The organism is Ruegeria sp. CDSA089 (assembly GCF_059612205.1).
Genome location: NZ_JBXWQD010000006.1, coordinates 223,699 through 237,931, shown reverse-complemented (window position 1 = coordinate 237,931; position 14,233 = coordinate 223,699). Strand labels below are relative to the sequence as shown.

General features: G+C 58.8%; 13 protein-coding genes. 5 read left to right on the top strand and 8 right to left on the bottom strand.

Translation table 11 applies throughout. The features are described from left to right. Window position 1: 1 nt before the first annotated feature. Window positions 2–529, bottom strand: coding sequence for a redoxin domain-containing protein (locus AC2FJ6_RS15610; protein ID WP_170771096.1), 528 nt, complete (start codon window positions 527–529; stop codon window positions 2–4). Window positions 530–620: 91 nt separating this feature from the next. Here AC2FJ6_RS15610 and leuB point away from each other — a divergent pair, with 91 nt between their 5' ends. Further along, a complete protein-coding gene (leuB, locus tag AC2FJ6_RS15605; RefSeq protein ID WP_170771099.1) occupies window positions 621–1,724 on the top strand; it encodes a 3-isopropylmalate dehydrogenase in 1,104 nt (367 codons plus the stop codon). A 57-nt stretch (window positions 1,725–1,781) separates the two neighbouring features. On the opposite strand, the gene AC2FJ6_RS15600 is transcribed toward leuB, so the two are convergent. Further along, window positions 1,782–3,968: a transglycosylase domain-containing protein gene (locus AC2FJ6_RS15600; protein WP_170771100.1), complete on the bottom strand. Its 2,187-nt coding sequence runs from the start codon at window positions 3,966–3,968 to the stop codon at window positions 1,782–1,784. Between the two features lie 258 nt (window positions 3,969–4,226). Here AC2FJ6_RS15600 and AC2FJ6_RS15595 point away from each other — a divergent pair, with 258 nt between their 5' ends. Further along, entirely contained in the window at window positions 4,227–4,565 is a 339-nt protein-coding gene (locus tag AC2FJ6_RS15595; RefSeq protein ID WP_058273036.1) for a P-II family nitrogen regulator, read from the top strand. Between the two features lie 32 nt (window positions 4,566–4,597). Next, window positions 4,598–5,902, top strand: coding sequence for an ammonium transporter (locus AC2FJ6_RS15590; protein WP_170771102.1), 1,305 nt, complete (start codon window positions 4,598–4,600; stop codon window positions 5,900–5,902). A 106-nt stretch (window positions 5,903–6,008) separates the two neighbouring features. Here the strand turns inward: AC2FJ6_RS15590 and AC2FJ6_RS15585 are convergent, their stop codons facing one another. From AC2FJ6_RS15585 to AC2FJ6_RS15570, 4 genes are all read right to left on the bottom strand, one after another. Then, entirely contained in the window at window positions 6,009–7,193 is a 1,185-nt protein-coding gene (locus tag AC2FJ6_RS15585; RefSeq protein WP_496669479.1) for an amino acid aminotransferase, read from the bottom strand. Beyond that, on the bottom strand, window positions 7,193–8,047 hold the full coding sequence (gene sseA, locus AC2FJ6_RS15580; RefSeq protein ID WP_170771107.1) for a 3-mercaptopyruvate sulfurtransferase: 855 nt from the start codon (window positions 8,045–8,047) through the stop codon (window positions 7,193–7,195). The genes AC2FJ6_RS15585 and sseA overlap by 1 nt, the downstream gene beginning before the upstream one ends. An 80-nt stretch (window positions 8,048–8,127) precedes the next feature. Beyond that, the gene (locus AC2FJ6_RS15575) at window positions 8,128–8,397 is read right to left on the bottom strand and encodes a CBU_0592 family membrane protein (protein ID WP_170771110.1); all 270 of its coding nucleotides are present in this window, start codon (window positions 8,395–8,397) and stop codon (window positions 8,128–8,130) included. 22 nt (window positions 8,398–8,419) lie between these two features. Then, window positions 8,420–8,971: a helix-turn-helix domain-containing protein gene (locus AC2FJ6_RS15570; protein ID WP_170771112.1), complete on the bottom strand. Its 552-nt coding sequence runs from the start codon at window positions 8,969–8,971 to the stop codon at window positions 8,420–8,422. Window positions 8,972–9,079: 108 nt separating this feature from the next. On the opposite strand from AC2FJ6_RS15570, the gene ilvD reads away from it, so the two are divergent. After that, window positions 9,080–10,912, top strand: coding sequence for a dihydroxy-acid dehydratase (gene ilvD, locus AC2FJ6_RS15565; protein ID WP_170771115.1), 1,833 nt, complete (start codon window positions 9,080–9,082; stop codon window positions 10,910–10,912). 85 nt (window positions 10,913–10,997) lie between these two features. Here ilvD and AC2FJ6_RS15560 read toward each other — a convergent pair whose 3' ends face one another. Further along, entirely contained in the window at window positions 10,998–11,438 is a 441-nt protein-coding gene (locus AC2FJ6_RS15560; protein WP_170771117.1) for a hypothetical protein, read from the bottom strand. Between the two features lie 235 nt (window positions 11,439–11,673). Continuing rightward, a complete protein-coding gene (locus tag AC2FJ6_RS15555; protein WP_170771121.1) occupies window positions 11,674–12,492 on the bottom strand; it encodes a sulfotransferase family protein in 819 nt (272 codons plus the stop codon). 141 nt (window positions 12,493–12,633) lie between these two features. Here AC2FJ6_RS15555 and AC2FJ6_RS15550 point away from each other — a divergent pair, with 141 nt between their 5' ends. After that, the gene (locus AC2FJ6_RS15550; RefSeq protein ID WP_170771123.1) at window positions 12,634–14,211 is read left to right on the top strand and encodes a DUF5928 domain-containing protein; all 1,578 of its coding nucleotides are present in this window, start codon (window positions 12,634–12,636) and stop codon (window positions 14,209–14,211) included. Window positions 14,212–14,233 lie beyond the last annotated feature (22 nt).

The window sequence follows — 14,233 nt, the reverse complement described above, 5'->3', positions numbered from 1 at the left end:
CCTACAGGGCACCGGTATAGGTGCCGCGCGGGGGATAGCCGTTGTTCAGCGCAAATTTGATGCCTCCGGCAATATCGGCAATGGCGGGGCGGGCAAAGGGAATGGTCTGCTGCCAGGCGAAATACAGGTTGCGGTCGGGCGAGATGTAGAAATGTCCCGGCTCGGCGAAGAACGCGGCCTCTGCAGTCCCTTCACGTCCTTCCGAGATGTTCAGCCCCCAGTCTTCCCGCGCCTCGGCCATAGGCAGACTGTGACCCACACGCAGGCGCGACACGCGCGCTTTTTCAACCGTTTCAGCAGCGCGCTCGGCGGTGTCCGTGGTGATCATTACCACCTCGATCCCCAGTTCGGCAAAGTCATCCAGCGCCGCTTCGACCTCGCCCATCTGACGAATGCAGATCGGGCAATGCAACCCGCGATACTGAATCACCAACGTGCCGTTTTCGCCCTTGTCGCGCTCAAGATCGAAGTCCCCACCGGCGACGGTTTCAATTTTCAGTGCGGGAACCGGGTTTCCGGGTGTCAGCATGTGTTTTCCTCGTGGTTTGGCGGGATCGTCTCATTGACCCGATGCGATGCAGACGCTAGGGCCTGTGCGACGAAACGCAAGGAGACCTTTCATGTCCAACCCCTCGCTCCTCATCCTGCCCGGAGACGGAATTGGCCCGGAAGTTATGGCCGAAGTGCGCAGAATCATCGGCTGGTTCGGCGAAAAACGCGGCCTTCACTTTGACGTGAGCGAGGATCTGGTCGGCGGTGCCGCCTATGACGCGCATGGCACGCCTTTGACGGACGAAACCATGGCCAAGGCGCAAGAGGTGGACGCGGTTCTGCTGGGCGCCGTGGGTGGCCCGAAATACGACGATCTGGATTTCAGCGTAAAGCCCGAGCGCGGCCTGCTGCGCCTGCGCAAGGAAATGGACCTGTTTTCCAACCTGCGCCCGGCCCAGTGCTTTGACGCACTCGCGGATTTCTCGTCGCTGAAGAAAGACATCGTCGCCGGTCTGGACATCATGATCGTGCGCGAACTGACATCGGGTGTCTATTTCGGCGAGCCGCGCGGCATCTTCAACGAAGGTAATGAGCGTGTAGGCATCAACACCCAGCGCTATACCGAATCCGAGATCGAACGCGCCGCGCGCTCGGCCTTTGAACTGGCGATGCGCCGAAACAAGAAGCTGTGCTCGATGGAGAAAGCCAACGTGATGGAATCGGGCATCCTGTGGCGCGAGGTCGTGGACCGTGTCGCAGCGGACTACCCCGAGGTCGAGCTGTCCCATATGTATGCCGATAACGGCGCGATGCAGCTGGTGCGCGCACCCAAGCAGTTTGACGTGATCGTCACCGACAACCTGTTCGGCGATATCCTGTCGGATTGCGCGGCGATGCTGACCGGTTCGCTGGGTATGCTGCCATCCGCTTCGCTGGGTGCGCCGATGGCCAATGGTCGCCCCAAGGCGATGTACGAACCCGTCCACGGATCGGCCCCCGATATCGCGGGTCAGGGCAAGGCCAACCCAATTGCCTGTATCCTGAGCTTTGCCATGGCGCTGCGCTATAGCTTTGATCAGGGGGATGAGGCTGATCGTCTGGAAGCCGCGATTGAAAAAGTGCTGGCCGATGGCGTCCGAACCGCCGACTTGCTGGCCGAAGAGGGCGTTGAGCCGGTCTCGACCGCAGAAATGGGCGACGCCATTCTGGCCGCGCTAAACGAAAGCGTCTGATTTCGCCTCACCACGTGTAGAAAAGGCGGTGCCCAGCGCACCGCCTTTTTTTGTGACTTAGTTGCCGAATATATTGTTCAGCAGGTTGTTGATGGCCTTCTCAAACCCGTTGTTCTGCCTGCGGCGCTGCTGCCGCGGCTGTTCGGTTCGCACCGGCGGGTCCGGGGCCAGCATGGGCAGTGGGGTGGGTGTCATCCCTTCGGTCACGCGCACCATCGTCTCTTTCCAGATCTCGGCGGGCAGGCCGCCGCCTGTGACGCCAGACAGCGGCGTGTTGTCGTCATACCCCATCCAGACACCGGTCACATAGTCCGCCGTGAAGCCAATGAACCAAGCATCCCGCGCCGCCTGCGTGGTGCCGGTCTTGCCTGCCACCTGCCACCCCGGCAGTTTGGCGCGCCCACCGGTGCCCTCGGACACCACACGCTCCATCATCCAGGTCAGTTGCTTGGCCGCCTTGTCATTTATGACACGCTCACCAATACCGGTTGTCGTCACCATGACAGGGGTATCGTCACCCAACAGCTTCAGCTCGGTCAGGCCATAAGGTTCAACCGCAGAGCCTCCGTTCAAAATACCCGCATAGGCGCCCGTCATCTCGATCAGCGTGCTCTCAGACGCGCCCAATGCCAGTGCCGGGCCTTCGGCCAGATCGCTGGCGATACCGAATTCGCTGGCAACGGTGCGCACATTCTCTAGCCCTGAAATCTCGGCCACTTTCACCGCCGGGATGTTCAGCGAGTTCTTCAGGGCATCCGCCAGTGTCACCCGACCATAGAACTTGTTGGTGTAATTCTTGGGACACCACTGGCCCGAGCCGGGGATATCGATGCAGTAAGGCTCGTCCATCACCGTATCCAACGGCGAATAGCCCAGTTCCAGCGCCGTGGCATAGACGAACGGCTTGAACGATGACCCGGTCTGTCGCAGCGCCTGCGTGGCGCGGTTGAACGCCCCCGACACGCGGGTCTTGCGCCCGCCAACCATGGCGCGCACCGCCCCATCGGCCGACATCACAACAATGGCGGCCTGCGCCTTGGACCCTTCGCGCACCTTTTCCTGAAAGATGTATTTCAGCGCCTCTTCTGCCGATGTCTGGATGCGCTGATCCAGCGTGGTGCGAATCACCACATCCTCGGTCGTATTACGGGTAAAGAATTCAGGTCCGCTGGCCATGACCCAATCGGCGAAATACCCCCCTGCGCGGGCAGCAGCAGCATCCGACAAAACCGCCGGGCGCGCGCGGGCTTCGCTAGCCTGCGCGGTGGACAGGTATCCCTGGTCCTCCATCAGCCCGACGACCAGTCGCGCCCGATCCTGCGAGCGTTGCAGGTTGTTCGTCGGAGCATAGCGTGTGGGCGCGACCAGCAACCCTGCCAACATCGCTGCCTCGGACGGCGAAACCTCGGCCGCCGAGATCCCGAAATAACGCTGGCTGGCAGCCTCGAACCCACGGGCACCGGCCCCAAGGAAAGCGCGGTTCAGGTAGATGGTCAGAATCTCGTCTTTGGAATACTTGACCTCCATCGCCATCGCATAGACGGCCTCTTTCGCCTTACGCCAGAGCGAACCCTGACGGCAATCCGCCTCATACGCGGCCTCGGATTCCCACTCGGCGGGATCGTAGGGCACGCCAAGGCACAACAGCTTAGCCGTCTGCTGGGTAATGGTTGACCCGCCATGGCCCGACAACGGCCCCCGCCCTTCGCTGAGGTTGATGCGCACAGCACTGGCAACGCCACGGGGACTGACGCCGAAATGGCGATAGAAGCGTTTGTCCTCGGTCGCGATGACCGCATGTTTTAGATGCGGCGACACGGTATCGGCGGTGATGACCCCACCAAACTGATCCCCGCGCCACGCATAAACCTTACCATCGCGGTCCAGCATCGTGACCGAACCGCGCGCACGACCGTCCAAAAGCGAATCGACATTGGGCAGCGTTGAGTAGACAACGCCGATCGCCAGCGCCAATAGCAGCGCACACACAGCCCCAACGCGCCAGGTCACGCCCCAGATCAGACGCCACAGCCAGCGGAACATCCGGCGGAAGATTCCGCCACCCTCGCCACCGGATTTCTTTCGTGTTTTCTTACGCGTGGCCTTGCGCGAGGTGGTTTTGCGCGCAACAGATTTCTTGCCCGCTGGCTTGGCCGCGCGCTTGGTCGTCTTGGGCTTGCGGCCCTTGGACGGGTATCTTTTTTCCGCGACCAGAGGGGTCTTGCGGCGCCTGGACTCAGTCATTTCCGAACTCTGCCCGATTATCGTTTTGACGCACCATACCCTGCCGTACCGATGAAGTTGAGGTCAGAATTACTGGTAAATTCCCTCTCTTGAATGCATAACTTTTAATCGTTTTGCATTATTTGTGCAAAAATTGTGCACCTTGCCACAATTTTCCCCCTCTTCGCAGACCCGGGACGTTTCCTACAGCACCCGAGCACGCTTTTTTGCTGCAAGTGCAAACAAGCCGGACAGACCGGGGAAGCAGAGGGGATCAACGTGAAACTGATCATTGCGACAATCAAGCCGTTCAAGCTCGAGGAGGTGCGCGAGGCACTGACCGAAGCAGGCGTGCGCGGCATGATGGTGACCGAAATCAAGGGCTTCGGCTCGCAATCGGGTCACACAGAAATCTATCGCGGCGCAGAATATGCCGTGAACTTCGTACCCAAGATCAAGCTGGAGATCGTGGTGCCCGCCACGATGGCCGATCAGATCGTCGAAACCATCACCAAAACCGCCAAGACCGGCAAGATCGGCGACGGCAAGATTTTCGTCCTCGACGTCGAGCAGGCCCTGCGCGTGCGGACCGGGGAAACCAACGAGGAAGCGCTGTAATCCGCGCCCATCCGTAAAAGGACAGATATCAAATGAAACTAAACCGAATTCTCGCCACAGCCGCTGTGCTGGTCGCCTTTCCGGCGGCTGCATTCGCGAATGACCCGCCTTCTTCGATGGAGGACGTGGGCTATATCTTCACCACTCTGCTGTTCCTGATGGCCGGTTTCCTGGTCTTCTTCATGGCGGCCGGGTTTGCCATGTTGGAAGGCGGCCTTGTGCGTTCCAAGAACGTGGCGATGCAGATGATCAAAAACATCGCGCTCTTTTCCATAGCGGCGATCATGTATTGGTTGGTCGGCTTCAACACGATGTATCCCGGCGACTTCAATGGTTTCTTTGCCATTGGTGGTCCGACCGTGCTTGATCCAGTGGGCATTGGTTCCGATGCAGCGGCGCTTGACTATGCCTCGATCGGCTCGGATTTCTTCTTCCAGCTTGTATTCGTTGCGGCAACCGCCTCGATCGTGTCAGGTGCCGTCGCCGAGCGGATCAAGCTGTGGCCCTTCCTGATCTTCGTCGTTGTTCTGACTGGTATCCTGTACCCGATCTCGGGCTCGTGGCAGTGGGGCGGCGGCTGGTTGTCTGAGGCTGGCTTCTCGGATTTCGCAGGCTCGACCGTAGTACACTCGGTCGGTGGCTGGGCGGCACTGGCCGGTGCAATCATCCTTGGCCCGCGTATCGGCAAGTACAAGGACGGCAAAGTGCACCCGATGCCCGGTTCGAACCTGGCGCTGGCCACTTTGGGGACGTTCATCCTGTGGCTGGGTTGGTTCGGCTTCAACGGCGGCTCGCAACTGGCGATGGGCACCGTGGGTGACGTATCGGACGTGTCGCGCATCTTTGCCAACACCAACATGGCCGCAGCCTCGGGTGCTGTAGCAGCCCTGATCCTGACGCAAGTTCTGTACAAGAAACCTGACCTGACCATGGTGCTGAACGGCGCGCTGGCCGGTCTGGTCTCGATCACCGCTGAACCCCTGGCCCCGACCCTGTTCGGCGCGCTGTGGATCGGTGCGGTTGGCGGCATCATCGTAGTATTCGCGGTTCCGATGCTGGACAAGTTCAAGATCGACGACGTTGTCGGTGCCATCCCGGTTCACCTGTTCGCAGGCATCTGGGGCACCATCGCCGTGATCTTCTACGGTGAGGCCTCGCTGGGCACTCAGCTGCTGGGTATCGCGGCCTACGGTGTGTTCACCTTTGTCGGTGCACTGGTTCTCTGGGGTATCCTGAAAGCCACCGTTGGCATCCGCGTTAGCGAAGAGGATGAGATCAACGGCCTCGACATGGCAGAGCTGGGTATGGAAGCCTACCCCGAGTTCTCGAAGGGCTAAGACTCGAGAGTATTCAAATCAAAACCGGGCGTTCGCGCCCGGTTTTTTGTTTTTCAAAAAAAAAGCCGCGCAGGAAAGCGCGGCTTTGCTTGATTTTGAAAGGGCCTCAGACGCCGACGTCAACAATCGCCTTAGCCAAAATCGGCACCGTCGTTGCGTTCAGACCGGCGATGTTCAACCGGCTGTCGCCCACCATATAGATGCCGTGATCGACCCGCAGTTGCTCGACCAGTTCCGGCGCGGCACCCAGGCGCGAAAACATGCCTCGGTGCTGAGCAACAAAACCAAAGCGGTCAGAACCGGTCAGGCGTTGCAGCTCGTCCGCCAGTTGCTGGCGCAGACCCAGCATCGACAGGCGCACCTCTTCCAGTTCTGCCGCCCAGTCGGCGCGCAGGGCGTCGTCATTCAGGATCGTGGTCACAACGCGCGCGCCATGGTCAGGCGGGAAGGAATAGTTCTGACGGTTCAGGAAGGCCAGCGTCGATTGGTTCAGCGATGTCTGCGCCGCGTCATCGCTGATCGCCATCAGCAGGCCAGTCCGTTCGCGGTAGACGCCGAAGTTCTTGGAACAGGAGGCCGCGATCAGGCAACGCTTGACCGACGAGGCCACTAGACGAGTCGCCTGCGCGTCCTCTTCCAGACCATCGCCAAAGCCTTGATATGCGATGTCGATCATCGCCACGAGGCCTTGCGCATTGATCAAGTCCACGACCTCTTGCCACTGCACCATGTTCAGGTTTGCACCGGTGGGGTTGTGGCAGCAGCCATGCAGCAGCACCACGTCGCCCGCCTTGGCCGTTTTCAGATCGGCGATCATGCCGTCGAAATCGACACCGCGCGTCTCGCCGTCGAAGTAGCGGTACGGGACGGTTTCAATGCCCAGATAGTTCAGGATCGACAGGTGGTTGGGCCATGTTGGGTTCGACACAAAGACGCGCGCCGAAGGGTTGGCCATACGGATCATCTCAAACGCCTGACGACAGGCACCGGTGCCGCCGGGGGTCGCCACGGCAGCGATATTGCCGCGCGGCACGGCATCGCCAAGGATCAGGCCGATCATCGCATCCGCATAGGCCGGATCACCAGCCAGACCGGTATAGGCTTTGCTGTCCTGCTCTTCCAGAATGCGCTTTTCGGCGGCCTTGACGGCGCGCATCACCGGGGTCACGCCTTCGGCATTCTTGTAGACGCCCACGCCCAAGTCGATCTTTTGATCGCGCGGGTCGTCGCGGTACATCTGCATCAGCGCCAAGATCTTGTCAGCAGGCTGCGGTTTGAGGTTCTCGAACATCAGTTCTCTCCGGTTGCGACGGGCAGGGTCGGGAAGGCACCCCATTCAGCCCAGGAGCCGTCATAAAGCGAATGGTCTTTCTTGCCCAAGCGTTCCAGCGCCAGGCTAAGGATCGCGGCGGTCACGCCCGACCCGCAAGTGGTGATCGCGGGTTTTGTCAGATCAACGCCTGCGGCCTCGAACACGGCGCGGCACTCCTCGGGCGATTTCATAGTGCCGTTTTTGTTCAATAATTCGCCAAAAGGTACGTTGTGCGAACCCGGGATATGGCCCGAGCGCAGCCCCTCGCGCGGTTCGGGCGCGGTGCCTGCAAAGCGGGCGGCCGCGCGGGCGTCGATGATTTCGTGATCGTTCAGCTTGGCTGCGGCCGAGACCTGCGTCACATCCCGCACCAGATGGTTCTGCACGCGCACTGTCATGTGACGGTCCCGGATCACAGGAGGCAAATCCTCGATCTCGCGACCCTCGGCCTGCCATTTGGGAAAGCCGCCGTCCAGAACGGCCACGTTCTCTTGCCCCATCAGGCGGAACAGCCACCAGACCCGTGCCGCCGACATCAGGCCTGCGCCGTCATAGACCACGACCTGATGCCCGTCGCCGACACCCATCGCCCGCATCCGCGACATGAATTTCTCGACCGGAGGAGCCATGTGCGGCAGGTCGGACCGCGCATCCGATATCTCGTCGATATCAAAGAACCGCGCACCGGGGATATGGGCCGCATCATATTCAGCCTTGGCGTCGCGCTGCTGTTGCGGCAGGTACCACGACCCGTCCAAAACCCGCAGATCGGGGTCTTTCATATGGGCTGCAAGCCATTCGGTGGAAACGAGGGTTTTCGGATCGTCCTGCATCTGGGCCTCCGCTGCGAGCGCTTGCGTTTTCCCTATACGCGCGCGGATGCGGGTTCAAGGCTGGATGGGCGGCAGAACAGCTACCTTGTGCGGCGCAGGCGGAAAAACTGCACAATACCGATCAGGCTGATCAGGATCCAGAATGTCTCGATCAGCATAGAGGCGAGCTTGAAATTCTCGAGCAGGGAATACGCGATCAGGATGGACCCGGCGAGGTTCAGGATCGGGAAGGCCAGATCGTCTGAATTCATCATCCGCATCTGAGTGGCAAAATACGCGGCCACAACGACAAGCGCCCCGAAAGACCCGATGGCATCCGCCAGCGTGAGTGAGGTGATGAAATCTGCCATTAGAGCCCCTTTTCTAAGACCTTCAGACGGATGCGACCCGCGCGTAGTGATGCATATTCAAAAACGCGGCCCCCTCGGGCCCGGCGCGATAGCCATGCGGCAAGTCGGCGGCAAAACGCAGCCCCTGCCCGGCCCGCAAAGGCACCCATTCGCCATCGCGCAGAATTTCAAGCGATCCATTCAGAACGAACACCTCTTCGGTCACCCCTGCGGCGTGAGCGGCGGATTCGTGGCTTTGGTTTGGGGCAAGATCAACGTGAAAGGTCTCGGCTCCCAGGGCGGGGTCATAAGGAAAGACAATCTTGACCTCGATGCTGCCGGGGAAAGTCACGGTTCGGAACAGGCTGGCATCCGCCGGGTCACGCAGAACGGACGATCCGATCAACGCGCTGAGCGGCAGCTGAAACCCTTTGGCGATCTTCCATAGGGTTGCGATGGTCGGGCTGGACTCACCACGCTCGATCTGGCCCAGCATGGCTTTGCTGACGCCTGTCATCTCGGCCACCTTCGACAGGCTCAGCCCCGAGGCCGCGCGCACATCCCGCAGTTTCAGCGTTATTTCATCCGGTGCCATGTCGTTCGTCTTTCGAATCCTCTTGTGCGTTATAGCGCACATGTGATACGTGCGCTATAACGTACGAACCCCAAGACATGCAACCCGAGGCAATAGGGAAACAGCGTCATGCCACTCTACCGATCCAGAACCTCTACCCATGGCCGTAACATGGCCGGAGCCCGCGGCCTGTGGCGCGCAACAGGTATGGGGGATGACGATTTCGGCAAACCGATCATCGCCATCGTCAACTCGTTCACGCAATTTGTGCCAGGTCACGTTCACCTGAAAGACCTTGGCCAGATGGTCGCGCGCGAGGTTGAAAAGGCCGGTGGCGTCGCCAAAGAGTTCAACACGATCGCTGTGGATGACGGCATCGCCATGGGCCATGACGGGATGCTGTATTCGCTGCCCTCGCGCGAGGTTATCGCGGATTCGGTGGAATACATGGTCAACGCGCACTGCGCCGATGCGATGGTCTGCATCTCGAACTGTGACAAGATCACGCCCGGTATGCTGATGGCCGCCATGCGCCTGAACATCCCTGCGATCTTTGTTTCGGGCGGGCCGATGGAGGCGGGCAAGATCGACATCGCCGATCTGGACGCCAAAAAGATCGACCTTGTGGATGCAATGGTTGCTGCCGCTGATGACACGTTCACCGACGAACAAGTTCAGCATATCGAGGAAAACGCCTGCCCCACCTGCGGGTCATGCTCGGGCATGTTCACTGCAAACTCGATGAACTGTCTGGCCGAAGCGCTGGGTCTGGCCCTGCCGGGCAATGGCTCGACGCTAGCCACCCATTCGGATCGCAAAGAGCTGTTCCTTGAAGCAGGCCGCCGCATCGTCGAGATCACCAAGCGCCACTATGATCTGGACGAAAAGGGCTTCCTGCCCCGCGAAATCGCCACGTTTGACGCGTTCGAGAACGCCATGTCGCTGGACATCGCCATGGGCGGCTCGACCAACACCGTGCTGCACCTGCTGGCCATCGCGCATGAGGGCGGCGTGGATTTCGATATGTCCGACATGGATCGGCTCAGCCGTAAAGTGCCGTGCCTGTGCAAGGTCGCGCCCAATACTGAGAACGTGCATATGGAGGACGTCCACCGCGCCGGTGGCATATTCTCAATCCTCGGCGAACTCAGCCGCGCCGGTCTGCTGCACGAGGGGTGCAGCACCGTACATTCCGGCACCATGGGCGAGGCGATTGCCAACTGGGACATCAAGGTCGCCAACAACCCCAAGGCGCAAGACCTGTTCAAAGCCGCGCCGGGCGGCGTGCGCACCACGCAGGCCTTCAGCCAGTCGAACCGATACAAAGAGCTGGACACCGACCGCGAGGGCGGCGTGATCCGGTCCAAGGAACACGCGTTTAGCCAAGATGGCGGTCTGGCCGTTCTGTTCGGCAATATCGCGCGCGACGGCTGTATTGTGAAAACCGCCGGTGTGGACCCGGCCAGCCTGACCTTTACCGGCTCGGCCTATGTTTGCGAAAGCCAGGATCAGGCGGTGAACGACATCCTGACCGGCAAGGTGAAAGAGGGCGACGTGGTCGTCATCCGCTACGAAGGTCCGCGCGGTGGGCCGGGGATGCAGGAAATGCTCTACCCGACCTCGTATCTAAAATCCAAAGGTCTGGGCAAAGCCTGCGCGCTGCTGACCGACGGGCGGTTCTCGGGCGGCACGTCGGGCCTGTCGATCGGCCATGTCTCGCCCGAAGCGGCCGAGGGCGGCGTTATCGGTCTGGTGCGCCAGGGTGACAAGATCGAGATCGACATCCCCAAACGCTCGATCCATCTGGCGGTCTCGGACGAAGAACTAGCCACCCGCCGCGCTGAGCAGGATGAAAAAGGCTGGGAACCTGCCGCCCCGCGCAAACGCAAAGTCTCCACGGCGCTGAAAGCCTACGCCAAGCTGACCACAAGCGCGGCCAAAGGGGCTGTGCGTCAGGTCTGAGTTAGACGCCGTTCAACATAAATGGCCTACTTATCCGGTAGGCCGTTTTTGTTCTGTTGTGCGGACAAATCGGCCATTCAGCATGTTATGGCGGGCTCAGGTTCGCTCCTCCCAGTTCAAAGCGCATTTCGCCACCTTTACCGTCAACGAATACCAAGCTGCTTTCTTCCGAACTAACCTGTTTCATACTGAGAAACTTTTGCACCATGGGTGAATCCGCATCAATTCCAGGAGAACCCCAGGCGCATGCTGGCGAAGCAGAAGTTGGTTTGATCCTTAACTTGGGATAGCGACCTTTCATAACGCCTGTAGCACAAAGACAATGACCACAAATTGCGAATGCGGAGTTCTCGCCAATGTAGAACCTGAGGGGGCGTATTGGCGGCTTTCCATCGATTTCCACCAGGTCATAATCCCGCATAGTTTTGATGTGACTAACCACTGTGTCTGCTTGTGTATAAGAGGCCGTCGCGCATACGAATGCCGGGACAAAGACCGCGATGGTACCACTTCTCAGAAAACGCATACATCTGCTCCTAGATAGTGTTGAAATCTAAGACTTTAGGGAAAGGCTTACCCAGACATTTTCTGATTAAGTTATTGAGCAGCGCAAAGTGTCTCTTTGACTTGGGTCAATCAGTTTGTTTGTTGCCAGAGCCAATCAACTGGTCGAAAAACACATCTTTCGCAACTTCTGCTCTGGGCTCAATGCAGGCACTCACGTGCAAATCATGTTCTAAACAGATGCATCGTATTGCTCTTCAATCGCCAAGTTTGGCGTGGACCTCGTCCAGATCAATCTCGCCGATTGGCATCTTGTTGACCGGGTTCTCGAAATCGTATTTGAACAGCTCGAAATCCTGTTTGTAGATTTCGTAGACCAGATGCATCGACAGATCATCGAAGTAATCCTCGACCGGATGGGCGCGCTTGGGGCCGTGGCCCTCGGATTCGTTGAAGCGCGGGATCTGGGACAGGTCCACATCGTGCGGCGTGTCCAGATGGTTCAGGACATCCTGCATCCCGTCATTGAACGCTTCGGTCCAGAAAATCCGGTCATATCGCCCGCCGTTGACGATAAAGGTCGAGACATGGCCTGACATGGCCGACCAGTGAATATCGGGGTCCATCGGTCTGCGCCAACGGATCGTGTCACGCGCGAACAACAGAAACCGGCGGAAGCTGGCGATCTGGTCGAACTCACCCTTGCCGTCATCCCCGCCAACCTCGATCCCGTAATTATAGATCAACGTCGGCACCAGATTTCCGCGATACCGTTTTCCGTTGCGCTGAATCCCACAGATCTTGTCAAAAAACGAGCTGAGAATCCGCGTGTACGGATTGCGCACGCATGTGAACGCATAAGAGCCATGAGACCTTACATTGTCCGAAATCGGCCCCTTACTGCCATCAAAGGCCCATTTGTGCATCCCATCCTTGGCGTCATGGATATCACCGTCAAAGAAGCGGCCATGATCCGAGTAGTACATGATCTGGCCAATGGTCGAGCAGGCACATTTCGGCACCACCCGGTACACCATGCTTTCACTCTCGGTCATCCATGTACCGGGAAAACCCATCTGCTATGCCTCCTGCGCGGATCAGAACCTTGAAATCTTGTCCGCATTTTCAAATCAGAGAACCAAAAATATTCTGTTTATTCAATCGCTCATCCTCAGTATCACGGTTGCAAACGGGCAGAAACGGAAATTGTGAAACAAATGGCAAAGATTGCCTATATTTTGCTGTGCCACAAAGACCCTGATGCGATCATCGCGCAGGCTGAACAACTGACGGCCGCAGGCGATTGCATGGCGATCCATTTCGACGCGCGCGCCAGCAAGGACGCCTTTCAGCGCATTCAAGAAGCGTTAAAGGGCAACCCGAACGTCACCTTTGCCAAAAAGCGCATCAAATGCGGCTGGGGGGAATGGTCGTTGGTTCAAGCCACCCTCAATGCGATCGAAGCCGCCGTTACAGCCTTTCCGCGCGTCACGCATTTCTACATGGTCTCGGGCGATTGCATGGCGATCAAGACGGCCGAGTACACGCACAACTTTCTGGACGAACGCGACCACGACTTTGTTGAAAGTCACGATTTCTTTGACAGCAACTGGATCAAGACCGGGATGAAGGAAGACCGGCTGATCTATCGTCATTTCTTCAACGAACGCACGCAAAGCTGGTCGTTCTACACCTCATACGAATTGCAGAAACGCTTTGGCCTGACCCGCGATGTTCCGGCAGACATCCAAGTGATGATCGGCAGTCAATGGTGGTGCCTGCGCCGCCGCACGATTGAGATGATCCTGGAATTCCTGCGCCAGCGGCCGGACGTGAAACGGTTCTTCTCGACCACATGGATTCCGGATGAGACCTTCTTTCAGACCCTCGTCCGCCACCTGGTTCCCCGCGACGAGATCGAGAACAGAACGCCCACTTTCCTGATGTTTTCGGACTACGGGATGCCGGTCACGTTCTACAACGACCACTATGACATGTTGCTGGGGCAGGATTACCTGTTTGCCCGCAAAATTAGCCCCGAGGCGCATGAGCTGAAGGACCGGCTTGGCGCGCTCTACGCGGCTGAGGGGGTGGAGTTTCAGATCTCGGATGAGGGGCGCAATCTCTACGGCTTCCTGACCGGGCGTGGCCGGGTCGGACGCCGCCACGGCCAAAGGTTCTGGGAGGCCGCCAATACGCTGGGTCCGGATCGTGACCTGTACCTGGTGGTGTGCAAAAAGTGGCACGTGGCCAAGCGGTTGATTGATCAGATCGCCTCGGAAACTGACATGGCCTGCGTCGAATATCTGTTCAACGAACAAGACACTGCGTTACCTGATCTGGGCGGGATCGAGACCACTTTGCTGAAACGCTCTCGCCACAGGAGGGCGGTTGTGGGTATGCTGTTCGACAGTTTCGACACTGACAGGCTGGTTCTGTGTGTTGACCCAGCCAATCTGGACATCGTTCAGGACTTCTGCGCCGATCAAGCGCGTACCCATGTGCTTGAGGTCGAGTGCGAGTATTCCGACGATTACTTGATCGGGCACGCCCGTCGGGTCGGTTTGGCAGGCGCGCAAAGCCACGAACAGACGGTCGCGCCCCTGATCCCCACTCTGCGCCATTCGCTGGCCTACGAATCCGAAATGATCCGCGCAGCTGCCTCGGACGATTATTTCCGCATTCGTGAAACCAATACAAAAGACGAGAATGCGGTGGCTGTTGCCGGGTTTTTGAACGCCACGACGGACATTGCGGAATGCATTCTGCGTCTGGACTACCTGTTTGCAGATTAATCCCGGCGACACTCCAAAAAGG